The following is a 24157-nucleotide window of genomic DNA, read 5'->3' on the forward strand; positions in this document are numbered from 1 at the left end:
AATGCTGCTGAGTGGCCGACCGGCGAGGTGGACTTGAAGGGGCGATCGTGGTGACCGTGTGGACGCTACGCATGTAGCTCAAACGGGTCATTTCTGCACCGACACTGCTGGTATCTCAATAATTGTTGGTGTTTGTCATGAGGCGGTGCACGCGCATTATGCATCGAAACTTACGACGGTTTGGGCGGGTGCGACATCGCGGGTTACTACGGCTCCAGCCCCGATTTTGGCGTCGTCCCCGATGGTGATTGGACCGATAACCTTCGCCCCGGAACCGATGAGTACCCGGTCCCCCACAACAGCGTGGCGACGACCGGAAGAGCCGTCGCCGACGAAACTGGCGCCCTGATAGATAGTGACATCGTTACCGATGACCGTGGTTTCTCCTATGATGACCTCGCTGCCGTGGTCGATGAACATCCGGTGACCGATGACCGCCCCGGGGTGAATGGTGATTCCGCTGGCCTGTGCCGAGACGGTGGCGATGGCTTGCGCGGCGGGTTTGCCCCATCGGGTGTGCCACAGGCGATGGGCCACCCGGTGGGCGGCTATTGCATGTAGACCCGGGTAACTCAGGAACGTAGCAGCGGTACCTTGCCCGGCTGGGTCGGCCGCAGCGATTGCACGGGCGTCGGCCAAGATGCTGGGGCGGACTGAACTAGTCACAGTCACACCCCCGAGAAAGGGAGGTGGGGTGCGGCGGTCGCGGAACCGGTGAAGTCAGAGCTCATGTGTCTCAGCATACGAACACCATCACCGATGCTTTCGTACCCGCATGACGCGCCGGCCAGTTAACGCCCTCCCACCTAACTGTTGTTGGCCATGAGGTTGCTGATGCTTGCGCAGTGACGATGCGCCCGTTTCGCGACCGGTGCCGTGATACGGTGAACACGTTCAGTGAACACGTTCATAAAAGGATGGCGAATGGCAGCCTCCATGCGCGGGCAGCTCAAGCAGGCGACGCAGTTACGCGTCCTCGAAGCGGCGAGCCGGCTATTTCAGGAGCGCGGCTTCACTGCCACAACGGTGCGAGACATCGCTGAGGCAGCCGACGTCAGCGCCGGCACGGTGATGACGGTCGGTGACAAGAACGCGCTGCTGGTGCGGGTCTTCGACGCGATGGTGGCGGGCGAGCACGCGCGGCGCGCCGACGTATGTCCTCAGCCGGCCGGCGATGCCCCTGACACCTGCGTGAGGCGCCTGAGCGTTCTGGTCCAACCGTTCGTCGCGATGTTCACAGGCCGGCCCGAGTTGGCGCGGTTGTACGCGTCGATCCTGGTTTCCGGAACTCAGTCCTCGTCATTGTTCACCGAGCTGGACGCCCGACTCGTCGACGAGTTCGCCACCGCGATAACCAAGCAGGGGTGCACCCCAGCGGCTGACGCGCCAGCTAAGGCGCAGGCACTGTACGCCGCCTACGTCGGCACACTCTTCACCTGGTCTGCACGAGGCCTGGTCGATCCGTCCGCCATCACAAACGGCCTCCGCACATCGTTCGCGGCGATCTGCACCTGCAAGGAGTGACTCAATGCCCCTGACCCCGGACATGTGGTGGCCTCCGGCCGTTCTCGCCCTCGCCTTGTTCAGCGACGCGGCGATGTCTCTGCGCCCACCGAAGTTCATCCGCGACTGCCTGAACGGCGTGGGCTTCCCCCGCGAATGGTGGTGGGCCCTCATCGTCATCAAGACGCTCGCCGTGATCGGGCTCATTGCGGGGATCTGGATTCCCGGCATCGCTCTTGCCGCCAACACAGGTGTGATCGTCTACTTCCTCAGCGCCGCCGCCGCCCACATCCGGGCCCGCTTCACCGGGCAGGCGTTCTGGCTCAACTGCCTCGGCATGCTCGCACTCTCCATCGCAGTCCTCATTCTCTCGTTCGCGCTCTGAATGACCGATACACCGAGATGCGCATCCCCTAAGGTGACGCGCCAGCGCTCTCACCGGAACGCACCCCTCACCCCTGAAGGGCGCAAGCGGCTGATCGAGCGTTGCCGCACCCGTCCGATCGCGCACGTAGCTTCCGAGATGGGTATCTCCCGCGCCACCGCCTCGAAGTGGGTGAACCGCTACCGGAATTACGGTGAGCTCGGTCTCATCGACCGTTCGTCCGCTCCGGCACGCCAGCCGACCGCGACCCCGGGTCGGCTCGTCAAACGGATCGAGGCGATGCGCCGCGAGCACAAGTGGTCGGCTTCACGCATCGCGTTCGAGCTTCACCGAGAGGGCACGTCGGTCAGCCGTCGTACGATCACACGGCTACTCGCGCAGCTGGGCTTGAACCGGCGGAAGTTCATCGACCCGAACGGCGAAACCAACCGGGAGCCGCAGAAGATCACCGCCGAGCGCCCCGGCCACATGGTGCACATCGACGTGAAGAAGACCGGACGCATTCCCGACGGCGGCGGCTGGCGCGCACACGGCAAGAACAGCGCCGAAGCCAAGGCCGTAGCTAGAACGAAGACACGCGGCGTGAAGACCGGCTATGTCTTCTTGCACTCGGCGATCGACGGCTACTCGAGGCTCGCTTACACCGAGGCACTGCCCGACGAGAAAGCCGTGACCGCAGTCGCTTTCCTCGACCGGGCGCGAGCATGGTTTGCAGCCCACGGCATCACGCAGCTCGAGCGGATCGTGACCGACAACGGCTCCTGCTACCGCGCGGCCGCCTTCGCCGACGCGATCGGCGATAGCCGACACCAACGCATCACCCCATACAGGCCACGGCACAACGGGAAGATCGAGCGCTACAACCGCATCCTGGCTGAAGAGTTCCTCTACGCAAGGGTGTGGCACTCAGAGCACGAGCGAGCCGCCGCGCTCGAGGTCCGGAACCGGCACTACAACTATCACCGACCCCACGGCGCGCACGGCGGCAAGCCGCCAGCGTCCGCGACGCCGACACACGTCAACAACGTCCTGACCTCATACACCTAACTGTACTGACCGGGGACGTTGATCAAACGTGAGAAGGGCGGCTGGTTGCCGCAGGCGGTGTGCGGCCGGTGGTAGTTGTACTGGTGCAGCCAGGCGGGCAGGGCGTCTCGTCGTTCTTGCTCGCTGGTATAACAGCGGGCGTAGGCCCACCCGTCAGCCATGGCGCGATGGAACCGCTCGATCTTCCCGTTGGTCTGCGGCCGATACGGCCGAGTGCGCTTGTGCGTGATTCCCAAGTCGGTGCAGGTGTCGCGCCACTGGTGTGAGCGGTGAGCGCCGCCATTGTCGGAGAGGACCCGCTCGACGGTGACTCCGCGGGCGTTGAACCACTCGACAGCGCGCACGAGCACGGCGGTGGCGGTGACGGCAGTTTCGTCGTCATGGATCTCGGTGTACGCTACGCGGGAGTGCTCGCCGCCACGTGGGGCCACTTGTCGGGTCAGTCGATGGGGCTGACTCGGATGAGGTTGCCGTCGGGGTCGGCGATCATGAAGGTGCGACCGAACACGTCGTCATGGGGTTCCTCGACAACACGCACGCCCTTGGCGGTCCACTCTTGGTAGACGGCGTCGATGGCCGAGGCAGGACCGGGGACCATGAGTCCGATCTCGCTCGTACGAGGTGTCTCAGGAGTGGTGTTCTCGTTGCCGCCGGTCCAGATGGCGAACAGAACCCCGGGTGCCACCTCGAAAGCGACGTAGCGCGGGCTGGTGAAAGTGGGTTCGATGTCGAACAGGCTGCTGTAGAAGGTGGTGGACCGTTCGGCGTCGCTGACGTAGGTCAGGAGCAGGTTGGGTGCCGGCATGGATGTCTCCTTCGGATCGGTGGATCAGGTGGCTCCATCCGATCAGTCAAAGACGACATCTGTTGTCATGTTTTCTGTGAGGATCGGGCCATGAAGTCTTCGAGGCTCTTGTCGATCCTGCTGCTCCTGCAGACCCATGAGCGGATGACGAGCAAGGAGCTGGCCCGCCGGTTCGAAGTATCGCCGCGCACCATCCTGCGCGATGTCGAGGCGCTGTCGGCCGCTGGCGTCCCGGTCCATACGGAGCAGGGCCGGGGCGGGGCGATTGTGCTGGACCGCCGATCCCGTCTTGATGTGGCACGTCTCGATCCTGCCGAGCTGCAGTTGCTGACCGTCGCAGGACTGGAGGCCAACTTCTTCGAGCAGGTCGGGCTGCAGGCAGTTCACACCAGCGCCCGGGAGAAGCTGGCGGCCGTCGCCACGCGAAGGCAGGCTCCTACCACCTCGCCCATGTCCGAGGTGCTCCTCATCGACCCATCGGGGTGGTTCACGACCGGGCAGGAACTCGACCTGACCGACCTGCTGACCGCAGTGCGCGAACGACGACGCATCCTCCTCCGATATCGACGCAGCGGGGAGGTGATCGGGCAGTGGCTCACTGCAGACCCCTACGGGCTCGTGAACAAGGCCAGCTCTTGGTACCTCGTGGCTGACGTTGACGGGCAACCCCGCCTGTTCAACACCAGCCGCATCGAAGACTGTGAGCCCCTCACGGACACCGCGGCAGTGCGACCAGACTGCGATCTCCGGTCGGTGTGGCGGGACCTGCTGGCCAGCTTCCACCCGGAGCCCGGTGTCGAGGTGCACGCGCTGCTGCGCTCGACCCGTCTGGACCTGGCCCAGCGAATCCTCGGAACACGCCTGGTCAACATCACCAGTACTGAGGACGACTGGACCCCAATCGTCGTTCACTACCCCGACGTCGAATCAGTGCGACAGCTCCTCCAGTTCGGCGACCACATCCGCATCCTGAACCCGACCGAAGCGGCCGCTCGGTTCCACGACCTCGCCGCCCAAATCATGCAGGCTCACGCCGCAAGCAGCTCAACCAACGTCCCCGGTCACTACACCTAGAACGATGTGCCGGAGGTTCGGCGCCGGTGGATCATGGGCAGCTCATCAAGTCAGGCGTCCACCGCGCGGAGCACGGGATCTGTGAGCCCCACACCGCCGGGTCGGTGGCAGGTGAGGCCCTCCCCACGGCTGTATCCAATCCAGCGAGGGCCACGCGCACCCGCACCCCGCCCCACATCCCCCGCCTTACACCCCCGCGGCGATCCCACTGCACAACACATATGCCCCGGAACGACCGCGGGATCGGACGGTAACGGCTTTTTCGGGGCACAGATGTTCGGTCGGAGCCGGGATCTACGCTGGAGTCATGTCCCTCCCCAAGATCGTGCTGTTCTACGTCTTCACACCCCTGCCGGATCCGGAGGCGGTGCGGTTGTGGCAGCTGAACCTGGCGCGGAGCAGCAATGTGACGGGGCGGATCATCGTCTCCGCACAGGGGATCAACGCCACGGTGGGAGGGGACATCCAGGACGTGAAACGGTACGTCCGCGGGCTGCGGGAGTACGTCCCGTTCAAGGATGCGGACGTCAAGTGGTCGGACGGCCGCGGGGACGACTTCCCCCGGTTGAGCGTCAAGGTGCGCCCCGAGCTCGTGTCCTTCCACGCCCCGGACGTCATCACGGTCACGGAGCACGGGGTCCAGGGCGGTGGCACCCACCTGACACCCCGCGAACTGCACCAGCTCGTGGACCGGGGCGGGGAAAACGTGGTGTTCTTCGATGGTCGCAACGAGCTGGAGGCGCGGATTGGGAGGTTCCGGGACGCCGTCGTCCCCGACACGGGCACCACGCGGGACTTCATCCGCGAACTCGACTCCGGGAAGTACGACCACCTCAAGGACAAGCACGTGGTGACCTACTGCACCGGGGGAGTGCGCTGCGAGGTGTTGAGCGTGCTGCTGAAGAACCGGGGATTCCGGGACGTGTACCAGCTGGACGGCGGGATCGTGCGCTACGGCGAGCAGTACGGGGATCACGGACTGTGGGACGGCTCCCTCTACGTCTTCGACAAGCGTATGCACATGGAATTCTCCCCTGATGCGCGCTCGCTGGGCCGCTGCGAGGAATGCGGCACGGCGACACCCACGTTCGTGAACTGCGCGGAACCCACATGCCGGCAGCTGTTCCTGTGCTGCGAGGACTGCACGGCCTCCGGGGCCCGGGTGTACTGTCCGGACTGTGTCCCGGCGCACGCATGAATCACAGCGAGCAAGGAGCAACGAGCCACGCGCGGCGCACGAAACAGCACGCGGCAGCGCGAGACGCCGCGGGTCGTGAAGTAACTGACAGGCAGGCGGACCGGCCGGACCGCGCGAGCGGCGCCCATACCCCATCCGGTGAGCAGTCCCCGGGATCAGGAGGACCCATGGAGAATCCACAACTGACGGTCACGGATGCCGCGGTGGTCGCACTGCACACCGGCGCGGTGCGGCGGCAGCGCTGGGGCGGCAAGGCCTTCGACACCGCCGCGGACAAGGAGGCCCGCACGGACCGGGTGTTCCTGAGCGCCACGGGATTCATCGGGGACGAACAGGGGGACGTCTCGGTGCACGGCGGTCCCGAGAAGGCCGTGTGCTGCTATCCCCATGAGAACTACGACGGGTGGCGGCGCGAGGGCCGCGATCTGGGCCCCGGTGCGTTCTCCGAGAACCTCACGTTGCGCGGCGCCACGGAGGATCAGGTCCACCTGGGGGACGTGTACCGGGTGGGCACCGCGGTGGTCCAGGTGACCCAGCCCCGCACGCCGTGCGCCACGGTGTCCCGCAGGTGGCAGGACGCCCAGCTGCCCCGGGACATGGAAGACACCGGCCGCACGGGGTTCTACCTGCGGGTCCTGCGCGAAGGTCACGTGGCCGCGGGGGACACGTTCGAGTTCACGAGCCGGCCGTCGGGCGCGGTGTCCGTGAGCGATGTCGTGCGCATCATGAACGTCGGCATGGCGGACCCGGACGCCTACCGTGCGCTGACCCGCGCCCCGGAGTTCCCACAGCGCTGGCGCCGGCAGATCCTGCGCCGGCTCGGGGAGGACACCCTGCTCTGAGCCGCGGGCCCGACGTCGCGTGCTCGCCTCGGTCATTCCCTACCTGTTCCGCTCGGGGCGGGGACGACGGCGCTCGCGACCGGCGCGGCCCGGCTCGGGCGGCCCGCCGCTCCGCACCGCACGTCACCGCATTTCCGCACCCTTCCACACCCACTCGCACCCTTGAGACAGGCACCCGCATGGCCGAGAACCCCCAGACGCTCCTGCCCCACCCGCTCACCGGGCGGCTCTTCCCGTCCCCGGTGCCGCCCGGGACCGGGTGGCCGGAGGACCCCGCGCGAGCGGACACACCCGTGGCCCGCGACGCCGCCCGGGTGCGTGAGCTCGCGGCGGGGGCGAGCGACGTCGAGCAGCTCAACGCCCTGTGCAGCGTGTGTCGCACGTGCGAGCGGCTCGTCGAGTGGCGGGAGGACGTGGCCGAGCACAAGCGGGCGTCGTTCGCGGGGGAACCGTACTGGGGGCGCCCGGTGCCGTCCTACGGGGACCCCATGGCGCGGCTCGTGATTGTGGGACTCGCGCCCGCGGCGAACGGCGGCAATCGGACGGGTCGCATGTTCACGGGGGATCGTGCCGGGGACTGGATCTACGCGGCGCTGTACCGCGCGGGGTTCGCGGCGAACGAGACCGTGAGCACCGCGGGGGACGGGCAGACGCTGCGCGGTGTGCGGATGATCGCCCCGGTGCGCTGCGCGCCGCCCGCCAACAAGCCCGCACCGGACGAGAAAGCGGCGTGCAGTGGGTGGTTCGAGCAGGAGATCGCGCTGCTCCCACAGCTTGAGAGCATGCTCGCGCTCGGGGGCATCGCGTGGCACACGACCCTGGCCGCCGCGGCGCGCATGGGTTGGGACGTGCCCCGACCGCGCCCGAAGTTCGGCCACGGTGCCGTGGCACGGTTGCGCACGCCGGAAGGCCGCACGGTGCGACTCGTGGGGTGCTACCACGTGAGCCAGCGCAACACGTTCACGGGCCTGCTCACGCGTGAGATGCTCGACGACGTCATGGCCCTCGCCGCGGCCCCCGCCTCAGGGGAGGAGGAGTCTGGCGAGGCCTGACCCCGGGAACTGCCCCCGCGGGGCCGATTCCGGGGTGCGACGACGCCGCGCGCGCACGGGCCGCTTGAAAATCACCCCCGCGGACACGGGATGCCCGGACGCCGGCGTGCGATCGACACCGAGCGGCGGCGTGCTCATCGTGCAAGAAGTTGCACAGGAAATAAAAAGGGCGGGGTCGCGGTTGCACCGGTCATGAAGGCTTTCGGATTCCTGAGTTTCGGTCATTACGGTTCCGGGCGTGGACATGCGGACCCGGATGCTCGTCAGGCCCTCAAGGACGCGATCGAGATCGCCGAGGGCGCGGACGCGCTGGGCGTCAACGGCGCGTACTTCCGCGTGCATCACTTCGCACGCCAGTCCGCGTCCCCCATGCCCCTGTTGGGCGCCATTGCGGCCCGTACCCGCCACATCGAGGTGGGCACCGGCGTGATCGACATGCGCTATGAGAACCCGCTCTACCTCGCGGAGGAAGCGGCCCAGTTGGACCTCATCGCGGACGGCCGCGTGGCCCTCGGCGTGAGCCGCGGTTCACCGGAGCCCGCGCTGCGCGGGTGGGAGGCGTTCGGCTACCTGGGTTCCACGGATCCGCGCGGTGCGGACATCGCCCGGGAGCACTTCGACACGTTCCTGCGGGCCATCAAGGGTGAGCCCATGACCTACGCGGATCCCGCCCAGTACGGCGCGGGAGCACGGCTCGCCATCGAACCGCAATCACCGGGTCTCGCGGAACGCGTGTGGTGGGGTGCCGGTTCGGGCCGGACCGCCGAGTGGGCGGGCGAGCAGGGCGTGAACCTCATGAGTTCCACACTGCTCACGGAGGCCAACGAGGGTACGTTCGCCGCGCAACAGGCCGATCAGTTGCGCCGCTACCGCAAGGCCTTCGCGAAGGCGGGCCACACGCGTACGCCGCGCACGTCCGTGAGCCGCAGCGTGTTCCCGATCGTGGGCCCCGAGGACGAGATCTTCTCCTACATGGGCGCGCGCGAGTCCCGCGACCAGGTGGGGGTGATCGACGGGTTTACCTCCACGTTCGGGCGCACCTACGCCGATTCGCCGGACGTCCTCATCGAGCAGTTGCGCGCCGACGACGCCGTCATGTCCGCCGACACCCTCATGCTCACTATCCCGAGCCAGCTGGGCCCTGAGCTGAACCTGCGCATCCTCGAGAACTTCGCCAAGCACGTGGCACCCGCCCTCGGGTGGAAACCCAACACGGAGGGCCCGGTCCAGGGGTACTTGATCGCGGGTCGCTGACCGCCGGAGCCATGGCCGCACGGGGCGGGCCGCGGGATGTGCCCGACGACGATCGTCGGACCCGCGGCCCCCGTGCCGCCCACTGACGTACCGCCCGGCTGTCATGCGGCCCGACCGGCGAAGGCCACGTGCACGCGCCGGGTAGGGCGACGTCGCACCCCGATGGCAGGGGGCAGTGCGGGGGTAAACTCCCGCGCATGAGTGTTTGTCCCTGCGGTGGGCTGCCCGCCGGTGCCCCGTTCGAACAGTGCTGCGGCCCCGCGGTGCGTCACGAGCGGTGGCCCGTGACCGCGGAGGCCCTCATGCGTTCGCGCTACACCGCGTTCGCCACGGGCGACGACGACCACCTGTTCCGCACGTGGCACCCCGCGCACCGTCCCGCGGACACGGCGAGCGATCCCCGGGTCGAATGGACGGGGCTCACGATCGTGCGCACGGAGGCAGGCGGGGAGGACGACGCCGCCGGCACCGTCGAGTTCGAGGCCACCTACCGCGGTCCCGACGGTCCGGGCGTGCTGCGCGAGAACTCACGGTTCGCCAAGCGCGCAGGCCGGTGGTTCTACACGGCCCCGGTCGAGGACGCGTGAGCGGCACAGCCACGGTAGGGATCACCGGACGGGCACTGGGTGCGCTGAAGAGCAATGTGGCGAGCCTGCCGCGGTCGTGCTTTGCGGTGGTCATGGCCTCCGGCATCGTCTCCGTGGGGGCGTACCACCTGGGATTCCACGGACCCACCACCGTGGTCATGGGGTTCGCACTCGCGGTCTAGGCGATGCTCGTGGTCCTCACCGCGTGGCGCGTGGCCGCCCATCCGCAGCGGGTTCTCGAGGACCTGCACGTCCCCGCCCGGGCCTTCGGGTTCTTCACCGGGGTGGCCGGGACCAACGTGGTCGCGGTGTGTCTCATCGCGCTGGGGGAGACCGTTCCCGTGACGTGCGCGCCCGGGGGAGGGGCTGACTGCTACGAGACATTGCGGGGAGGCGAACGGCGCCAGTGCCAGCGTCCCCGCGGGGGCACGGGCGCCGTCGCCCCTGGTGACGTCTCTGCGGACAACTCCGAGGACGTCAGAGTGGGAAGACCCGCACCCCGAGAGCGTGGTCCACACCCGCGGCGCGCCCGGCGCCTTCGGTCATGCCCGTGATCATCTCGTGCGGATCCGGGTGCCCGTCCAGCGCGGCGAGGTACTGCTCGTGGCAGCGCAGCGACTCGACCGCCGCGGTGATGTCCTCCTCGGACAGTTCGATCGCATGATCGGGTTGCGCGCCCGTGACGAGCAACCGTTCGGCGCCCCACGCCTCGAGCCCCTCGTCCTCGAGCAGCTCCCGGAACACCCACGGATTATCGGCGTCCCGCAGGGCGTCGAGCGCGGCCATCCCGGCCACGCGGTGGTCGGCCTGGTTGAGACCCCACCCGGCCTCCACGGACCAGTCGATCGTGACCACGGTGTCCGGGCGGACCTCGCGGATCACCCGCGCGATCCTGCGCCGCAGGTCCAGTCCGTATTGGAGGGTCCCGTCCGGCAGGTCCAGGATCCGCAGATCGGTGACCCCCACGGCCCGGCACGCCGCTTCCTGTTCGTCCCGCCGCAACGGGCCGACGTCGCTCGGATCGCGGTCCCGGATCCCCGCCTCCCCGGCGGTCAACAAGAGGTAGCTCACCGTCGCGCCGCGCCGGGTCCAGCGGGCGACGGCGGCCGAACCCCCGTACTCCATGTCGTCCGGATGGGCCACCACGCACAGGACGGTGTGGACCCCTGAATCGTCGAACAGTTCGAGATCGGCCATGCTCCCAGCCTAGGGGCCCATGGGGCTCGCTGACAGGGCGGGACTAGTGTGGCCGTATGAACATCGAGATTCGCAAGGGTGACATCACGAAGGTCCACGCGGACGCGATCGTCAACGCGGCCAACTCCAAGCTCCTGGGCGGAGGCGGTGTGGACGGTGCGATCCACCGCGCCGCCGGGAAACAGCTGCTCGCCGAGTGCAAGCAGTTGCGGGAGACGACCCTCCCGGACGGGCTGCCCGCGGGCGGGGCCGTGGCGACCAAGGGGTATGACCTGCCCGCCACGTGGGTCATCCACACGGTGGGCCCGGTGTTCGCGAAGAAGACCGATCGCAGTGACGTCCTGGCCTCGTGCTACCGCGAGTCGCTGCGCGTGGCGGACGAGATCGGCGCCGTGTCCGTGGCCTTCCCCGCGGTCTCCGCCGGGATCTACGGCTGGCCCTTGGACGACGCCGCCCGGATCGCCGTGCGCACGGTCCTCGCCGCGGACACCTCCGTGGACACCGTCGTCTTCGTCCCCTTCTCCGACGCCGCCGAGCAAGCGTTCCGCGTCGCCCTGGCCGAGAACTCCTGACCCGCCCCGCACACGGCGGTGCGGGTCAGGGCCGGGCTCAGATCAAGCCCAGTTGCTGCACGGCGTCGCGCTCGGACTCGAGTTCCGCCACGGACGCGTCGATGCGTGAACGCGAGAACTCGGAGATCTCCAGGCCCTGCACCACGGACCAGTCGCCCCCGGACGTGGTGACCGGGAACGAGCTGACCAGGCCGGCCGGGACACCGTAGGAACCGTCGGAGACCACGGCCATGGACGTCCAGTCCCCGTGGCGGTTACCGAGCATGAGGTCGCGGGCGTGATCGAGCGTCGCGCTCGCCGCGGATGCGGCGGAGGACGCACCGCGGGCCTGGAGCACCGCCGCACCCCGCTGGGACACCGTGGGGATGAACGTGTCCGTGACCCATTTGCGGGACACCAGGTCCAGGGCGGGCCGCCCGGCCACAATGGCGTGGTCCAGATCCGGGTACTGCGTGGCGGAGTGGTTGCCCCACACGCTGAGGTTCTTGACCTTCGCGACCGAGGTTTTGGTCTCAGCGGCGAGCATGGCCGCGGCCCGGTTGTGGTCCAACCGGGTCAGGGCGCTGAACCGGGACTCGGGGATGTCCGGGGCGTTGCGCTGGGCGATCAGCGCGTTGGTGTTGGCCGGGTTGCCGGTCACGACCACGCGCACGTCGTCGTGGGCCACGTCGTTGAGGGCTCGGCCCTGTTCCGTGAAGATCGCACCGTTGGCCTCAAGCAGGTCGCTGCGTTCCATCCCCTTGGCCCGCGGGCGGGCACCCACGAGCAAGGCGAGCTGAGCGCCGTCGAACACCGTGCGGGCGTCGGAGTCGATCTCCACGTCCGCGAGCAGCGGGAACGCGCAGTCCTGCAGTTCCATGACGGTTCCCTCGAGGGCGGGCAGGGCCTGCGGGATCTCCAGAAGCCTCAGCCGGACGGGGCGTTCGGGGCCGAGCAGGTCCCCGTGGGCGATCCGGAACAGCAGGCTGTATCCGATCTGGCCGGCGGCGCCGGTCACGGCCACGGTGACGGGAGTGGTACTCACGGTGATTCCTCCTGGGCTGCGCGCTCCGGGGTGCCCGGCGGTCACGCGACTCTGATGCGGGGTACCCGTGTGACTCGTCTCACGGGGCGGGGTGGCACAGAGGCTATCAGCGAGCCCGGTTCAGCGCACGGCGGACATGCGTGTCACGGGCCAGTGGCGCGCACCACAATGGAGACATGGCTACTACTGCATTCCAAGGAAACCCCGTCCACACCGTCGGCGAGCTGCCCGCCCAGGGAGAGTCCGCGCCGTCCTTCGACCTCGTGGGAGCGGATCTGAGCCCCGTGGCCTCGGACGAGTTCACGGGCAAGCGCATGGTGCTCAACATCTTCCCGTCCCTGGACACGGGCGTGTGTGCCCAGTCCGTGCGCGAGTTCAACCAGCGCGCCGCGTCCCTGCAGAACACCGCCGTGGTGTGTGTCTCCAAGGACCTGCCGTTCGCGCAGGGCCGGTTCTGCGCCGCGGAGGGCATCGACAACGTCACCACCGCGTCCGCGTTCCGTTCGTCCTTCGGCGAGGACTACGGTGTGACCCAGACGGACGGCCCGCTCGAGGGTCTGCTGGCCCGCGCCGTCGTGGTCGTGGACGAGAACGGCAAGGTCGTCCACACCCAGCTCGTCGGGGAGATCACCGAGGAGCCGGACTACGACGCCGCTGTCGCCGCCGTCTCCTGATCAGCTCACCGGAGGAGGGGCGGGGCCGTGCGGTCCCGCCCCTTTCGCGTGTCCGGATCTTTCGGGACGGATAAGGAACGACGCCGCACCGCCCCCGTACGGAGGCGACGCGGCGACGTCGTCGGTTGCTGCGCGTGCGCGAACCTGGGTCCCTCACACGCGCGAGACACTCCGGAACGTCAGGCGCTGAGCCCGTCCACGATCTCGTTGAGCGTGGCGGAGGGGCGCATCACCGCGGAGACCTTCTCCGGGACGGGCCAGTAGTACCCGCCGAGATCCGCGGGGGAACCCTGCACGTCCAGCAGTTCGGCGTTGATGGTGTCCTCGTTCTCGCGCAGCTCGGAAGCGACCTTCTGGAACGCCTGCGCGAGCTCGGAGTCCTCGGTCTGCTGCGCGAGCTCCTCGGCCCAGAACTTGGCCAGGTAGTAGTGCGAACCGCGGTTGTCGAGCTCGTTGACCTTCCGGGACGGGGACTTGTTCTCGTTGAGGAAGGTCCCGGTCGCGCTGTCCAGGGTATCCGCGAGGACCTGCGCCTTGGCGTTGTCGTAGCGGCTGGCGAGGTGCTCGAAGGACGCGGCGAGCGCCAGGAACTCACCCAGAGAATCCCAGCGCAGGTGGTTCTCCTCCTGCAGCTGCTGCACGTGCTTGGGCGCGGAACCACCGGCGCCGGTCTCGAACAGGCCACCGCCGTTCATGAGCGGCACGATGGACAGCATCTTGGCGGACGTGCCCAGTTCCAGGATGGGGAACAGGTCCGTGAGGTAGTCGCGCAGCACGTTACCGGTCACCGAGATGGTGTCCTCGCCGCGGCGCAGCCGCTCCACCGTGAACTTGGTGGCCTCTGCGGGGGAGAGGATCCGCAGGTCCAGACCGTCGGTGTCCTCCTCCGCGAGGTACTGCTCCACCTTGGTGATCAGGTTGCGGTCGTGGGCGCGGGACTCGTCCAGCCAGAACACGGCGGGCATCCCGGAGTCGCGGGAACGCCGCACGGCCAGCTGCACCCAGTCCTTGATGGGGGCGTCCTTGGCCTGGCACGCGCGCCAGATGTCACCGGGCTGGACCTCGTGGGACAGCAGCACCTCACCGGCACCGTTGACCACCTGGACGGTGCCAGCGTCCTGGATCTCGAAGGTCTTGTCGTGGGAGCCGTACTCCTCGGCCTTCTGTGCCATCAAACCCACATTGGGGACGGTACCCATGGTCGTGGGATCGTACGCGCCGTTCTCGCGGCAGTCGTCGATCACGACCTGGTAGACCCCCGCGTAGGAGGAGTCCGGCAACACGGCCAGGGTGTCCTTCTGCTCGCCCTCGCGACCCCACATCTTTCCGGACGTGCGGATCATGGCGGGCATAGAGGCGTCCACGATCACGTCCGAGAGCACGTGGAGATTGGTGATGCCCTTGTCCGAGTTCACGTAGGCCAGCTCGGGGCCCTCGTCGATCGCCTTGTCGAACGCGGCCTTGATCTCCTGGCCGTTGTCCAGGGCGTCCAGGCCCGAGAGGATTCCACCCAGGCCGTCGTTGGGGGACAGCCCCGCCTTGGCGAGGTCCTCTCCGTAGCGGTCGAAGACGTCCCGGAAGAACGCGGTGACCACGTGGCCGAAGATGATGGGGTCGGAGACCTTCATCATGGTGGCCTTGAGGTGGGTGGAGAACAGGACGTCCTCGGACTTGGCGCGGGCCACCTGCTCCGCGAGGAACGCGTCCAGCGCGGCGGCGCTCATGAAGGTGCCGTCCACGACCTCACCGGCCAGTACGGGCAAGGACTCCTTGAGCACCGTGGTGCCCCGGTCGGTGACGAGCTGGATGGTCAGGGTGTCGTCCTCGGGGATGATCACGGACTTCTCGTTGCTGCGGAAGTCGTCGTGGCCGAGGGTGGCCACGTTGGTCTTGGAGTCCTTGCTCCACTCGCCCATGGAGTGCGGGTGCTGCCGGGCGTAGTTCTTCACGGCCTTGGGGGCGCGGCGGTCCGAGTTGCCCTCGCGCAGCACGGGGTTCACGGCGGAGCCCTTGACACGGTCGTAACGCGCGCGGATGTCCTTGGCCTCGTCCGAGGTGGCGACCTCGGGGTAGTCCGGCAGGTCGTAGCCGTCCGCCTGCAACTCCTTGATGGTGGCCTTCAGCTGCGGGATGGACGCGGAGATGTTCGGCAGCTTGACGATGTTCGCTTCCGGGGTCTCCACGAGTTCGCCCAGCTCGGCCAGGGTGTCCGGGACCCGCTGCTCGTCGGTGAGGCGGTCCGGGAACTGGGCCAGGATGCGCGCGGCCAGGGAAATGTCCCGGGTCTCCACCTCCACACCGGCGGTGGACGCGAACGCCTCCACGATCGGCTTGAACGAGTACGTAGCGAGCATGGGTGCTTCGTCGGTCTCGGTGTAGATGATCTTGGGCATGAGCGATGGCTCCTTGCGTTGACGGTCACTGGGCTGCCTCCCAGGATACCCGCTGGCCCGCACCCGATTCCGTGTGCGGCGGGCCCACCGGCTGGTCACCACGCGCCCGACGCGCTGTCACGCTCGCGCACTCCCCGGAGTACGACGACACGCGGCGCCGGTCCCGATCGACCGGCGCCGCGCGCCGTGGTGCAGTGGGCTCTCAGCCGTGCAGCGAGGTCCTGATCCGCTCGCGCTCGCGTTCGAGCTTGCGCACGCGGTGACCCAAGGAGAACATCCGCACGGACCCCACGAGAGCCATGATCAGGGCCCCGGCGATCGCCGAGAGCAGCATGGCCACGCCCAACGGGAGGCTGAACGTCCACGCCATGTACTCGAATCGCGTGGCCACGTTGTTCTGGATGATAAAGACCAGCAACAGGATCAGCACGATCACGCCCAGGATCAGCGCCGCCCACACGGTCCCCGACACGCCGCGCTTGACGGGCTTGTCCAGCGAGGGATCCACGGGGGAGGCCGTCCCCCCTGCCACCGAGGCCGAGTGCGCGGTCCCGCTGTCCGTGACCGCCGTCCCGGGACGTTGCGCGTCCACGGGGGCCGACGGCGCCGCGTGCGCGTTCGCGTACCCCTCGCGCAGCGGTTTGCCCGCGGAACGGGAGCCGGGAGTGTGAGGCGGGCGTGCGGCGTCGTCCGGGGGGAAGCGGGGCGCGTTACGGGGCTCGTGCGGTGTGTTGGTCACGGGGGGCCTCCTGACGGGGCGAAGTGATGATGGCAACAGCGTACGGCCAATATCACGGAATGTGATTCGATGCTCGGCATTGCCCGCGCCACGACGAAATCATCCGACACTCCCGTGACACGCGGAAGGTTTCTCCCCGAAAAGGTTATCCGCGAGTAACCTGTGCTTCATCGTGAGACGCACCACAATCCATCGGTGATGCCAGCCCCGACTCGGGGTAACAACCACCGGGGTGCAACGCACATTCCATGGACACCATATCGGGAGGAAACGTCATGGGAAAGTACACCTTCAAGGGGAAGGCTGCCGTGTCCGTCGCGGCAATCGCTGCACTCACGCTGACTGGCTGCGCCAGCGTGGGCGGCGGCAACGACAGCAACGGCGGCGGCGGTGACAGCAGCGCAAGCGCCCAGAGCGGCGGCGTGGTCAATGTCGCCGAGACCAACAAGTTCTCGGGTGCCAATCCGGGCTACACCAAGACGAACGTGGACATCAACGGCCACGTGGTCCAGATGACCCGCGAAGGGTTCATCACGGTGGACCCGGAGCAGAAGATCCACCCCAACGAGGGCTTCGGCACGTACAAGAAGGTCTCGGACGATCCCCTGACCGTCGAGTACACGATCAAGGACCCCAAGTGGTCCGACGGCAACGCGGTGGACAAGGCCGACCTCATGCTGTGGTGGTCCGTGCTCTCCGGCTACGCCAATGACGCGAGCGAGGACGGCAAGGCCGGCAAGGACTACTTCACGATCGCCGGCTCCACGGACATCCTGAGCTCCACGGACAAGCCCGAGTTCTCCGAGGACGGCAAGACCATGACCGTCACGTGGGGCAAGCAGAACGCGGACTGGGAGATCGCCTTCGACCAGAACTACCTGATGCCCGCGCACGTGGTGGCCAAGAAGGCCGGGATGTCCGAGGACGAGCTACTCAAGGTGCTCGAGAACCAGAAGAAGGGCGACTCCAAGAACCCCCAGAAGCAGCCCGAACTCGAGAAGATCGGCAAGGCCTGGGACACCTCCTTCAACTTCACCTCCACGCCCGAGGACAAGGACGTCCTCGTGTCCAACGGTCCGTTCAAGATCGACAATGTGGTGGAAAACAATTCGGTCACGCTCAAGAAGAACGAGAACTACAACGGCAGCATGCCCGGCAAGCTGGACGAGATCACCCTGCGCACCATCGGCGACGCCACGGCTCAGATCCAGGCGCTGCGCAACGGCGAAGTGGACATCATGCAGCCGATCAACGTCAACAAGGACACGATGGACCAGGTCAAGCAGATCGAGAATGTGAACGTGCAGCAGGGCGACCAGCTCGCGTACGACCACGTGGACCTGAACTTCGGCTCGGACACCTTCAAGGACCAGGAGACCCGCGAGGCGTTCCTGAAGACCATCCCGCGCCAGCAGATCCTCGACCAGCTGATCAAGCCGGTCAAGGAGGACGCCGAGGTGCTCAACTCGCAGTTGTTCGTCTCCAGCCAGGGCGAGCCCTACACCAAGGCCGTGGAAAAGAACGACGCCAAGAAACTCTACGGGGACGTGGACATCGACGGCGCCAAGAAGCTGCTCGACGGCAAGACCCCCACCGTGCGGATCCTCTACAACAACGGCAATCCGCAGCGCGTGGACACCTTCCAGCTGATCAAGGAGTCCGCGGAGAAGGCCGGGTTCAAGGTCGAGGACCTGGGCGATCCCAACTGGTCCGAGAAGCTCGCGGACGGCGACTACGACGCGTCCCTGTACGGCTGGGTCTCCCCGGGCGTGGGCACCGAGATGCTCTCCCAGATCTTCAAGACCGGCGGTGGCGGCAACTACAACGAGTACTCGAACGCGGACGTGGACAAGCTCGTGGACGAGGCCCGCGCCAACCTGGACGAGTCCTCGCGCAACGACCAGATCGCTGAGGTGGACAAGCACACCTTCGAGGACGCCTACGGCCTCCCGCTGTTCCAGTCCGTGGGCTACGTGGCCACCTCGGACAAGATCGCCGGCGTGGACCAGTACCAGCCGAACCAGGACGGCGTGTTCTGGAACGTTTCCGAGTGGAGCCGTAAGTAGGACGGTCGACCTCGGTTGACCGAGTCCTTCCCCTCATGATGCTGCGCGGGCGCGGAACGCCGTGTCCGCGCAGCGTCGTGACCACCACTCGTTCAGAGGCAGCATCATGATTTCTTACATCCTCAGACGGCTCATCACCGCCGTCCTCATCCTGCTGGGCGCATCGTTCCTCGTGTACCTCATGACGGCGGCCTCCGGCGACCCGCTGTGGGACCTGTACGGAAACCCCAACGCCCAACAGCTGATCCCCGCCCGCGTGGAGGCCCTCAACCTGGACACACCGCCCGTGCTGCGCTACTTCACGTGGCTCGGCGGGGCACTCGGGTGCCTCGTGCCCTTCGCGGACACCTGCTCCCTGGGCGTGAGCCGCGAGGGCCAGGAGGTGACGAGCCTACTCTCCTTCGCCATGGGCCAGACCATCATGCTGGTCACGATCGGTACCATCCTGGCCATCGTCGTGGGTATCACCCTGGGTATCGTCTCCGCACTGCGGCAGTACTCGGGCCTGGACTACGGCATCACGTTCCTCACCTTCCTGTGCTTCTCGCTGCCGAGCTTCTGGCTCGCGGTGCTGCTCAAGGAAGTGGCGGCCATTCAGTTCAACGACTTCCTGCAGAACCCGTCACTGTCCATCGGGGCGCTGCTCGCAATCTCCGTGGTGGCCGGGCTCATCTGGTTCCTGGTCTCGTTCGGGCGCATGCGGACCCGCATCCTCATGGGTGTCCTGGGCTTCGTGGTCACCTTCGGGATCATCTACTTCGTGCTCGCGACCAACTGGCTCGCGCACCCCTTCCTGGGCATCCCGCTGATCGCACTGACCGGCATTCTGATGGCCGTGATCGCCACCGTGCTCATGGCGGGACTACGCAACAAGCGGGCCCTGTACGCCGGGCTGGCCACCGTGGTGGTGGGTCTCGTGCTGTACTTCCCCGTCCAGGCCCTCTTCGTCGGGGGCGGGCTGCTGACCCTACTGGCGTTGGTCGTCGTGATGATCCTGGTGGGTGTGGGAGCCGGTTACGTCGCCGGAGGCTACGACCGTGGTCAGGGTGCCCGCGTGGGCGGGGTCACCGGCTTCTTCGTGGCCCTGCTGATCATCCTGGACCGCTTCATGCAGTCGTGGCCGGACTACGTGAACTCCGGTCACATCCGGGGCCGGCCCATCGCCACGGCCAACTCCTCCACCCCGGGCCTGTCGGGTGACTTCTGGATCACCGGCCTGGACCGGTTCACCCACCTCTTGCTGCCCACCATCTGTATCACCCTGCTGGCGCTCGCGTCCTACTCGCGGTACTCGCGCGCGTCCATGCTGGAGATCATGGGCCAGGACTACGTGCGCACCGCGCGCGCCAAGGGCCTGTCGGAGCGGACCGTGGTCATGCGTCACGCGTTCCGCAACGCGCTGATCCCGCTGGCCACGCTCGTGGCCTACGACATCGGCGGTCTGATCGGCGGCGCGATCATCACGGAATCCGTATTCGCGTTCACCGGTATGGGGCAGTTGTTCATCCAATCGGTGCGCAACGTAGACCCCAACCCGGTGATGGGCGTGTTCCTGATCACCGGCATTGTCGCCATGGTCTTCAACCTGATCGCTGACCTGGTGTACTCCGTACTCGACCCGCGCGTGAGGGTGAAAGCATGAGCCAGCCACAACCTATCGACGTCCCCCAGCAGGTCGAACAGAACCCGCAGACCGGCGAGAAGCCCGAGGACGTGCGCGGCAAGAGCCAGGGGCAGCTGGTACGCCAGCGGTTCTTCGGCAACACGGGCGCCGTCGTGTCCCTGATCGTCCTGTTGTTCATCGTGGTGCTGTCAGTCACCTCGCTGGGTGTCGGTCCCATCCCGGGATGGTGGAAGTGGAACCCGGACGCCACGGGAACCGTGCTCAACGGTGGCCGGCCCACGCTGTCCCTGCTCCCGCCCTCGCTCGGGGAGCACCCGTTCGGCCAGGACAACCTGGGCCGTGACCTGTTCGCCATGGCCATGCAGGGCACCCAGTACTCCCTGGTGGTCATGATCGTGGTGGGCCTTATCGCGGGCCTCGTGGGCACCGTGGTGGGTGGCCTCTCCGGGTACTTCCGGGGCTGGACCGAGGCCGTGCTGATGCGTCTGACCGACGTGATCATCATCATCCCCCTGGTGATCCTGGCAGCCCTGTTGGGCCGCCTAGCCATCTCGTGGGTGCGCGCCCACAACCTGCCCACGTTCGCCACGGTGATCGCCCTGGGTCTGCTGATCGGTCTAGCCTCGTGGCCGCCGCTCGCGCGCCTGGTGCGCGGTGAGTTCCTCACGCTGCGCGAGCGCGAGTTCGTGGACGCCGCGCGACTGGCCGGTGCCTCGAGCGGGCGGATCATCTTCAAGCACATCCTGCCCAACACCGTGGGCGTGATCACCGTGAACATCACGCTGTTGATGTCCTCGGCGATCCTGCTGGAGACCGCGCTGTCCTACCTGGGTCTGGGTATCCAGGCCCCGGACTGGTCCCTGGGCCGGTTGATCAGCGAGAACCAGACCGCCTTCGCGACCCGTCCGTGGTTGTTCTGGTGGCCGGGTGTGTTCATCGTGGCGATCGCGCTGACCATCAACTTCATCGGTGACGGTCTGCGTGACGCATTCGACCCGCGCCAGCGCAAGTTCAACCCCAAGCGCGCCCGCGAGACCGGCGAGCGCACGGACCAGTACCCGGACGCGCTCACCGCATCCGAGCCGGGGACGAAGCCCGCGGTGAACGCCGGGGCCGAGACCGGGACGCGCGGGGACACCGCCCGGGACGGACGATGATCAGTTCACACGGTGAACAGCACGGCGCTCGCGGCGGCCAGCAGCACGACCGCCGCGAGCGGGCCGGGCGCGTACCGGGTCCGCACCGGATCGGGTGCGGCGTCCCGGGCGAAGACGTCCAGCTCACCGGTCTCGATCTTGCGTTGCCACGTGTCGCGGACGCGGTGCGCGGCGGCGCCGGAAGCGGTCGAGGTCAGGTCGCCCACGCGCACCGCGCCGCCCGGTCGGGCGATCGGGTGATTGCGGTTCACGGCGTCCACACCGGAGCGCAGGGCGGCGCCCGCACCGGCGGAGGGCAGGGCGAAACACGAGTGGGCGCCCTGGTCCGTGGCGATGGTCACCGCGAAACGGGTGCGCACGTCCACGATCCGGCTCCACGGAATGCTCACCGTGCGCAGGGGGTTCACCACGCGCACCTCGTCCGCGTGCACCTCGAGCCGGGGGCGCCAGTACAGCGCGTACCCGAGCGCCGCCAGGGCGAGACCACCGAACACGGCGCCCGCGTGGTGCGCCACGGTGTGGCCCCAGCCCGCGAAGCACACCACCAGACCCAGGACCACCAGGAATCCCGTGAGCCACGGGGCCGACGACGCTCGGTAGGTTTCGGGCTCGCCGGCGGGTTCTCGGGTCATGACCCCCATGCTAGGCAATGCGCGCGTGCCGCGGCCGCGCGCCCAGTTCTCGACACGATGGAGCACACACGATGAGCACCTCGAACCAGCCCGAGGGCACCCCGCGACCCCAGGACGCGGCGCAGGACCCGAACGCGGCGTCGTCGCACGAGGCCACGGCCGCCGAGCACAACGCCCCGTGGGACGGCACGCCGAGCGGCGACGGGCGGGTGGCCACCGAAGGCCCCGGTAACCCCTCCGCGGCTCACGCTCGCGCTGCCGGATCGTCCGGTGCCACGGCCGCCGACGCCGCTGCGGTCACCGGTCGCGCCGACGGAACCGCGGCCGCGGGTGCAGCCGCCGACGGCAGTGCCGCGGCGGGTGCCACCGCCGAGGGCGCGCAGAAACGGCGTGGTCGGCGGGCGCAGCGCAACGAACCCACCGTGCGGCGCGGCCCGGCCCGCAGGACCGTGGCCCGCGGTGAACCCGTGCTGAGCGTGCGCGGGCTGTCCGTGGACTTCGGCGTGGACCGGGACTGGGTGCCGGCCGCGATCGACCTGAACTACGACGTCGCAGCGGGGGAGGTGCTCGCGATCGTGGGCGAGTCCGGTTCGGGCAAGTCCGCGAGCTCGATGTCCATGCTGGGGCTGCTGCCCTCCAACGCACGCGTGCGCGGTTCGGCCGTGCTGGCCGGGGAGGAACTGATCGGGCTGCGCGGCAACGCGCTGCGGCGCGTGCGTGGCGAGGAGATCGCCGTGATCTTCCAGGAGCCCATGACCGCGCTGAACCCCGTGTACACGGTGGGCCAGCAGATCGTGGAGACCATCCGCCTGCACCGGGACATCTCACCCGCCGAGGCCGCCGAACGTGCCCGGCAGATGCTCACCATGGTGGAACTGCCGGACCCCGAGAAGGCGTTCCGTTCCTACCCCCACCAGCTCTCCGGTGGTCAGCGGCAGCGCGCGATGATCGCGCAGTCCCTCTCGTGCGACCCCAAACTGCTGATCGCGGACGAGCCCACCACGGCCCTGGACGTGACCGTGCAGGCGGAGATCCTGGACCTGATCCGCAACCTCAAGGACCAGCTGGACTCGGCGGTCATCCTGATCACCCACGACATGGGTGTGGTGGCGGACCTCGCGGACAACATCGCGGTCATGCAGAAGGGCGTGATCGTGGAACAGGGCACGGCGGAGCAGATCTTCACCGCACCGCGCCACCCCTACACCCGCTCGTTGCTCGAGGCCGTGCCCCACCTGGGCCAGGGCAACGAGAACGACGAGTCCGTGGACATGGTCGCCGCGCTCGAGCGTTCCGTGGTCATGCCCATGGTGGTGGACCGCAGCACGGCGAAGGCAGCGTCCATGGACACGCTCGCCCAGCGGGTCGTGGAACCGGTGCTGCAGTTGAAGGACGTGGCCATCGAGTACCCCAAGCAGGGCCGCAACCCCGCGTTCCGCGCGGTCGAGGGCGTCAGCCTCACCGTGGCAGCCGGGGAGACCGTGGGTCTCGTGGGTGAATCCGGTTCCGGCAAGACCACGATCGGCCGCGCCGCGGTGGGACTGCTGCCCGTGGTCGAGGGATCGCTTGTGGTGGACGGCGTGGAACTGCACGGTGCCCCGCGCGCCAAGCTCAGCGCGGTGCGCAAGGACGTGGGCATGGTCTTCCAGGACCCCGCGTCCTCGCTGAACCCGCGGCTGCCGATCGGTGAGTCGATCGGTGAGCCCATGTTCCTGGCCGGCGAGGCAAAAGGGGCGCAACTGCAGCAGCGCATCGAGCAACTCCTGGACCAGGTGCGGTTGCCGCGCAACTACCGCAACCGTTACCCGCACGAGCTCTCGGGCGGTCAGAAGCAGCGCGTGGGCATCGCCCGGGCCCTGTCCCTGAAGCCGAAACTGCTCGTGGCGGATGAACCCACGTCCGCGCTGGACGTGTCCGTGCAGGCCACGGTCCTGGAATTGTTCGAGCAGCTGCAAGCGGAGATGGGCTTCGCGTGCTTGTTCGTGACCCACGACCTCGCGGTGATCGACCGGCTCGCCAACCGGATCGTGGTCATGCAGCACGGGCACATCGTGGAACAGGGCTCGCGCGAAGCGGTGCTGCGCCACCCCGAGCAGGAGTACACCAAGCGCTTGCTCGCCGCGGTGCCCGTGCCCTCGCCCGAGGCCCAGCGCACGCGCCGCGAACTGCGTCAGCAGTTGGCCCACACGGTGTCCTGAGCATGATCGGAGCCCCGGGAGCAGCGCGGTTCGCGCGGCAGCCCGGGGCTCCGCCCATGGGGGACTCGGACGATATGCGTATGTGTTGGGCCCTGCCATCGTGTGCTGGCTCGCGCGGGGAATTACTACAGTGG

General features: G+C 67.8%; 23 protein-coding genes and 1 pseudogene. 16 read left to right on the forward strand and 8 right to left on the reverse strand.

The genetic code is table 11. The annotated features are described in order from the left end of the window. Nucleotides 1-156: 156 nt before the first annotated feature. Nucleotides 157-672, reverse strand: a complete 516-nt coding sequence (gene epsC, locus RF650_RS12565) for a serine O-acetyltransferase EpsC (RefSeq protein ID WP_368815084.1) — start codon at nt 670-672, stop codon at nt 157-159. A gap of 252 nt (nt 673-924) precedes the next feature. Between epsC and RF650_RS12570 the strand changes: the two genes are divergently transcribed. Genes RF650_RS12570 through RF650_RS12580 form a run of 3 tightly spaced genes read left to right on the forward strand, consistent with a single transcriptional unit; the run spans nt 925 to nt 2935 of the window. Then, complete coding sequence (locus RF650_RS12570) at nt 925-1524, forward strand: TetR/AcrR family transcriptional regulator (RefSeq protein ID WP_368815085.1); 600 nt, start codon at nt 925-927, stop codon at nt 1522-1524. A gap of 4 nt (nt 1525-1528) precedes the next feature. Continuing rightward, nucleotides 1529-1888 carry a DoxX family protein gene (locus tag RF650_RS12575; protein WP_368815086.1) on the forward strand — a complete coding sequence of 120 codons (360 nt, stop codon included), beginning with the start codon at nt 1529-1531 and terminating at the stop codon, nt 1886-1888. Between the two features lie 33 nt (nt 1889-1921). Then, on the forward strand, nt 1922-2935 hold the full coding sequence (locus tag RF650_RS12580) for an IS481 family transposase (protein ID WP_368815087.1): 1014 nt from the start codon (nt 1922-1924) through the stop codon (nt 2933-2935). Here RF650_RS12580 and RF650_RS12585 read toward each other — a convergent pair. Together RF650_RS12585 and RF650_RS12590 are read right to left on the reverse strand one after the other, a co-directional pair. Next, nucleotides 2932-3348: pseudogene (locus RF650_RS12585) on the reverse strand (integrase core domain-containing protein); the annotation flags it as partial. The gene RF650_RS12580 and the pseudogene RF650_RS12585 overlap by 4 nt on opposite strands. Before the next feature lie 26 nt (nt 3349-3374). Further along, entirely contained in the window at nt 3375-3740 is a 366-nt protein-coding gene (locus RF650_RS12590) for a VOC family protein (protein ID WP_368815088.1), read from the reverse strand. A gap of 90 nt (nt 3741-3830) precedes the next feature. Here RF650_RS12590 and RF650_RS12595 point away from each other — a divergent pair, with 90 nt between their 5' ends. The 7 genes from RF650_RS12595 to RF650_RS12625 all read left to right on the forward strand — a co-directional run bounded on the left by RF650_RS12595 (nt 3831) and on the right by RF650_RS12625 (nt 9929). Next, nucleotides 3831-4814, forward strand: a complete 984-nt coding sequence (locus RF650_RS12595) for a helix-turn-helix transcriptional regulator (RefSeq protein ID WP_368815089.1) — start codon at nt 3831-3833, stop codon at nt 4812-4814. A 307-nt stretch (nt 4815-5121) separates the two neighbouring features. After that, a complete protein-coding gene (locus RF650_RS12600) occupies nt 5122-6012 on the forward strand; it encodes a rhodanese-related sulfurtransferase (protein ID WP_064846040.1) in 891 nt (296 codons plus the stop codon). Between the two features lie 167 nt (nt 6013-6179). Next, on the forward strand, nt 6180-6854 hold the full coding sequence (locus tag RF650_RS12605) for an MOSC domain-containing protein (protein WP_368815090.1): 675 nt from the start codon (nt 6180-6182) through the stop codon (nt 6852-6854). Nucleotides 6855-7033: 179 nt separating this feature from the next. Further along, a complete protein-coding gene (locus tag RF650_RS12610) occupies nt 7034-7906 on the forward strand; it encodes a uracil-DNA glycosylase (protein WP_368815091.1) in 873 nt (290 codons plus the stop codon). 192 nt (nt 7907-8098) lie between these two features. Continuing rightward, the gene (locus tag RF650_RS12615; protein ID WP_368815092.1) at nt 8099-9160 is read left to right on the forward strand and encodes an LLM class flavin-dependent oxidoreductase; all 1062 of its coding nucleotides are present in this window, start codon (nt 8099-8101) and stop codon (nt 9158-9160) included. A gap of 197 nt (nt 9161-9357) precedes the next feature. Beyond that, the gene (locus tag RF650_RS12620) at nt 9358-9747 is read left to right on the forward strand and encodes a YchJ family protein (RefSeq protein WP_368815093.1); all 390 of its coding nucleotides are present in this window, start codon (nt 9358-9360) and stop codon (nt 9745-9747) included. Then, nucleotides 9744-9929: a hypothetical protein gene (locus RF650_RS12625; protein ID WP_312918379.1), complete on the forward strand. Its 186-nt coding sequence runs from the start codon at nt 9744-9746 to the stop codon at nt 9927-9929. The genes RF650_RS12620 and RF650_RS12625 overlap by 4 nt, the downstream gene beginning before the upstream one ends. 295 nt (nt 9930-10224) lie before the next feature. Here RF650_RS12625 and RF650_RS12630 read toward each other — a convergent pair whose 3' ends face one another. Further along, a complete protein-coding gene (locus RF650_RS12630) occupies nt 10225-10944 on the reverse strand; it encodes a PIG-L deacetylase family protein (protein ID WP_085107130.1) in 720 nt (239 codons plus the stop codon). A 56-nt stretch (nt 10945-11000) separates the two neighbouring features. Between RF650_RS12630 and RF650_RS12635 the strand changes: the two genes are divergently transcribed. Further along, a complete protein-coding gene (locus RF650_RS12635; RefSeq protein WP_131332575.1) occupies nt 11001-11516 on the forward strand; it encodes an O-acetyl-ADP-ribose deacetylase in 516 nt (171 codons plus the stop codon). Nucleotides 11517-11553: 37 nt separating this feature from the next. Here the strand turns inward: RF650_RS12635 and RF650_RS12640 are convergent, their stop codons facing one another. Then, complete coding sequence (locus RF650_RS12640) at nt 11554-12540, reverse strand: malate dehydrogenase (RefSeq protein ID WP_368815094.1); 987 nt, start codon at nt 12538-12540, stop codon at nt 11554-11556. 176 nt (nt 12541-12716) lie between these two features. Here RF650_RS12640 and tpx point away from each other — a divergent pair, with 176 nt between their 5' ends. Continuing rightward, on the forward strand, nt 12717-13214 hold the full coding sequence (gene tpx / locus RF650_RS12645) for a thiol peroxidase (protein WP_131332577.1): 498 nt from the start codon (nt 12717-12719) through the stop codon (nt 13212-13214). A gap of 179 nt (nt 13215-13393) precedes the next feature. Here the strand turns inward: tpx and RF650_RS12650 are convergent, their stop codons facing one another. Then, a complete protein-coding gene (locus RF650_RS12650) occupies nt 13394-15607 on the reverse strand; it encodes an NADP-dependent isocitrate dehydrogenase (RefSeq protein ID WP_368815095.1) in 2214 nt (737 codons plus the stop codon). 202 nt (nt 15608-15809) lie between these two features. Next, nucleotides 15810-16346 (reverse strand): lipopolysaccharide assembly LapA domain-containing protein, encoded by a 537-nt coding sequence (locus RF650_RS12655; protein ID WP_368815096.1) that lies wholly within the window; start codon nt 16344-16346, stop codon nt 15810-15812. A 275-nt stretch (nt 16347-16621) separates the two neighbouring features. On the opposite strand from RF650_RS12655, the gene RF650_RS12660 reads away from it, so the two are divergent. The 3 genes from RF650_RS12660 to RF650_RS12670 all read left to right on the forward strand — a co-directional run bounded on the left by RF650_RS12660 (nt 16622) and on the right by RF650_RS12670 (nt 21193). Beyond that, nucleotides 16622-18412, forward strand: coding sequence for an ABC transporter family substrate-binding protein (locus tag RF650_RS12660; RefSeq protein WP_368815097.1), 1791 nt, complete (start codon nt 16622-16624; stop codon nt 18410-18412). Nucleotides 18413-18518: 106 nt separating this feature from the next. Beyond that, nucleotides 18519-20054, forward strand: coding sequence for an ABC transporter permease (locus RF650_RS12665; RefSeq protein ID WP_239321389.1), 1536 nt, complete (start codon nt 18519-18521; stop codon nt 20052-20054). After that, the gene (locus RF650_RS12670; RefSeq protein ID WP_239321392.1) at nt 20051-21193 is read left to right on the forward strand and encodes an ABC transporter permease; all 1143 of its coding nucleotides are present in this window, start codon (nt 20051-20053) and stop codon (nt 21191-21193) included. The genes RF650_RS12665 and RF650_RS12670 overlap by 4 nt, the downstream gene beginning before the upstream one ends. 5 nt (nt 21194-21198) lie before the next feature. On the opposite strand, the gene RF650_RS12675 is transcribed toward RF650_RS12670, so the two are convergent. Further along, nucleotides 21199-21825, reverse strand: a complete 627-nt coding sequence (locus RF650_RS12675; protein ID WP_312793704.1) for a PH domain-containing protein — start codon at nt 21823-21825, stop codon at nt 21199-21201. A gap of 71 nt (nt 21826-21896) precedes the next feature. Between RF650_RS12675 and RF650_RS12680 the strand changes: the two genes are divergently transcribed. Continuing rightward, nucleotides 21897-24023, forward strand: coding sequence for an ABC transporter ATP-binding protein (locus RF650_RS12680; RefSeq protein ID WP_368815098.1), 2127 nt, complete (start codon nt 21897-21899; stop codon nt 24021-24023). The last annotated feature ends 134 nt before the right edge of the window (nt 24024-24157 follow it).

This window comes from Kocuria sp. CPCC 205297 (assembly GCF_040981035.1).
Lineage (GTDB): Bacteria > Actinomycetota > Actinomycetes > Actinomycetales > Micrococcaceae > Kocuria > Kocuria marina.

What these genes read in the sequence shown, in the direction of transcription:
- RF650_RS12680 (WP_368815098.1), top strand. Translation starts at nt 21,897, where the DNA reads ATGAGCACCTCGAACCAGCCCGAGGGCACCCCGCGACCCCAGGACGCG.
- RF650_RS12590 (WP_368815088.1), bottom strand. Translation starts at nt 3,740, where the DNA reads ATGCCGGCACCCAACCTGCTCCTGACCTACGTCAGCGACGCCGAACGG.
- RF650_RS12665 (WP_239321389.1), top strand. Translation starts at nt 18,519, where the DNA reads ATGATTTCTTACATCCTCAGACGGCTCATCACCGCCGTCCTCATCCTG.
- RF650_RS12675 (WP_312793704.1), bottom strand. Translation starts at nt 21,825, where the DNA reads ATGACCCGAGAACCCGCCGGCGAGCCCGAAACCTACCGAGCGTCGTCG.
- RF650_RS12575 (WP_368815086.1), top strand. Translation starts at nt 1,529, where the DNA reads ATGCCCCTGACCCCGGACATGTGGTGGCCTCCGGCCGTTCTCGCCCTC.
- RF650_RS12610 (WP_368815091.1), top strand. Translation starts at nt 7,034, where the DNA reads ATGGCCGAGAACCCCCAGACGCTCCTGCCCCACCCGCTCACCGGGCGG.
- RF650_RS12650 (WP_368815095.1), bottom strand. Translation starts at nt 15,607, where the DNA reads ATGCCCAAGATCATCTACACCGAGACCGACGAAGCACCCATGCTCGCT.
- RF650_RS12615 (WP_368815092.1), top strand. Translation starts at nt 8,099, where the DNA reads ATGAAGGCTTTCGGATTCCTGAGTTTCGGTCATTACGGTTCCGGGCGT.
- RF650_RS12605 (WP_368815090.1), top strand. Translation starts at nt 6,180, where the DNA reads ATGGAGAATCCACAACTGACGGTCACGGATGCCGCGGTGGTCGCACTG.
- RF650_RS12620 (WP_368815093.1), top strand. Translation starts at nt 9,358, where the DNA reads ATGAGTGTTTGTCCCTGCGGTGGGCTGCCCGCCGGTGCCCCGTTCGAA.
- RF650_RS12570 (WP_368815085.1), top strand. Translation starts at nt 925, where the DNA reads ATGGCAGCCTCCATGCGCGGGCAGCTCAAGCAGGCGACGCAGTTACGC.
- RF650_RS12670 (WP_239321392.1), top strand. Translation starts at nt 20,051, where the DNA reads ATGAGCCAGCCACAACCTATCGACGTCCCCCAGCAGGTCGAACAGAAC.
- RF650_RS12630 (WP_085107130.1), bottom strand. Translation starts at nt 10,944, where the DNA reads ATGGCCGATCTCGAACTGTTCGACGATTCAGGGGTCCACACCGTCCTG.
- RF650_RS12595 (WP_368815089.1), top strand. Translation starts at nt 3,831, where the DNA reads ATGAAGTCTTCGAGGCTCTTGTCGATCCTGCTGCTCCTGCAGACCCAT.
- RF650_RS12635 (WP_131332575.1), top strand. Translation starts at nt 11,001, where the DNA reads ATGAACATCGAGATTCGCAAGGGTGACATCACGAAGGTCCACGCGGAC.
- RF650_RS12660 (WP_368815097.1), top strand. Translation starts at nt 16,622, where the DNA reads ATGGGAAAGTACACCTTCAAGGGGAAGGCTGCCGTGTCCGTCGCGGCA.
- tpx (WP_131332577.1), top strand. Translation starts at nt 12,717, where the DNA reads ATGGCTACTACTGCATTCCAAGGAAACCCCGTCCACACCGTCGGCGAG.
- RF650_RS12600 (WP_064846040.1), top strand. Translation starts at nt 5,122, where the DNA reads ATGTCCCTCCCCAAGATCGTGCTGTTCTACGTCTTCACACCCCTGCCG.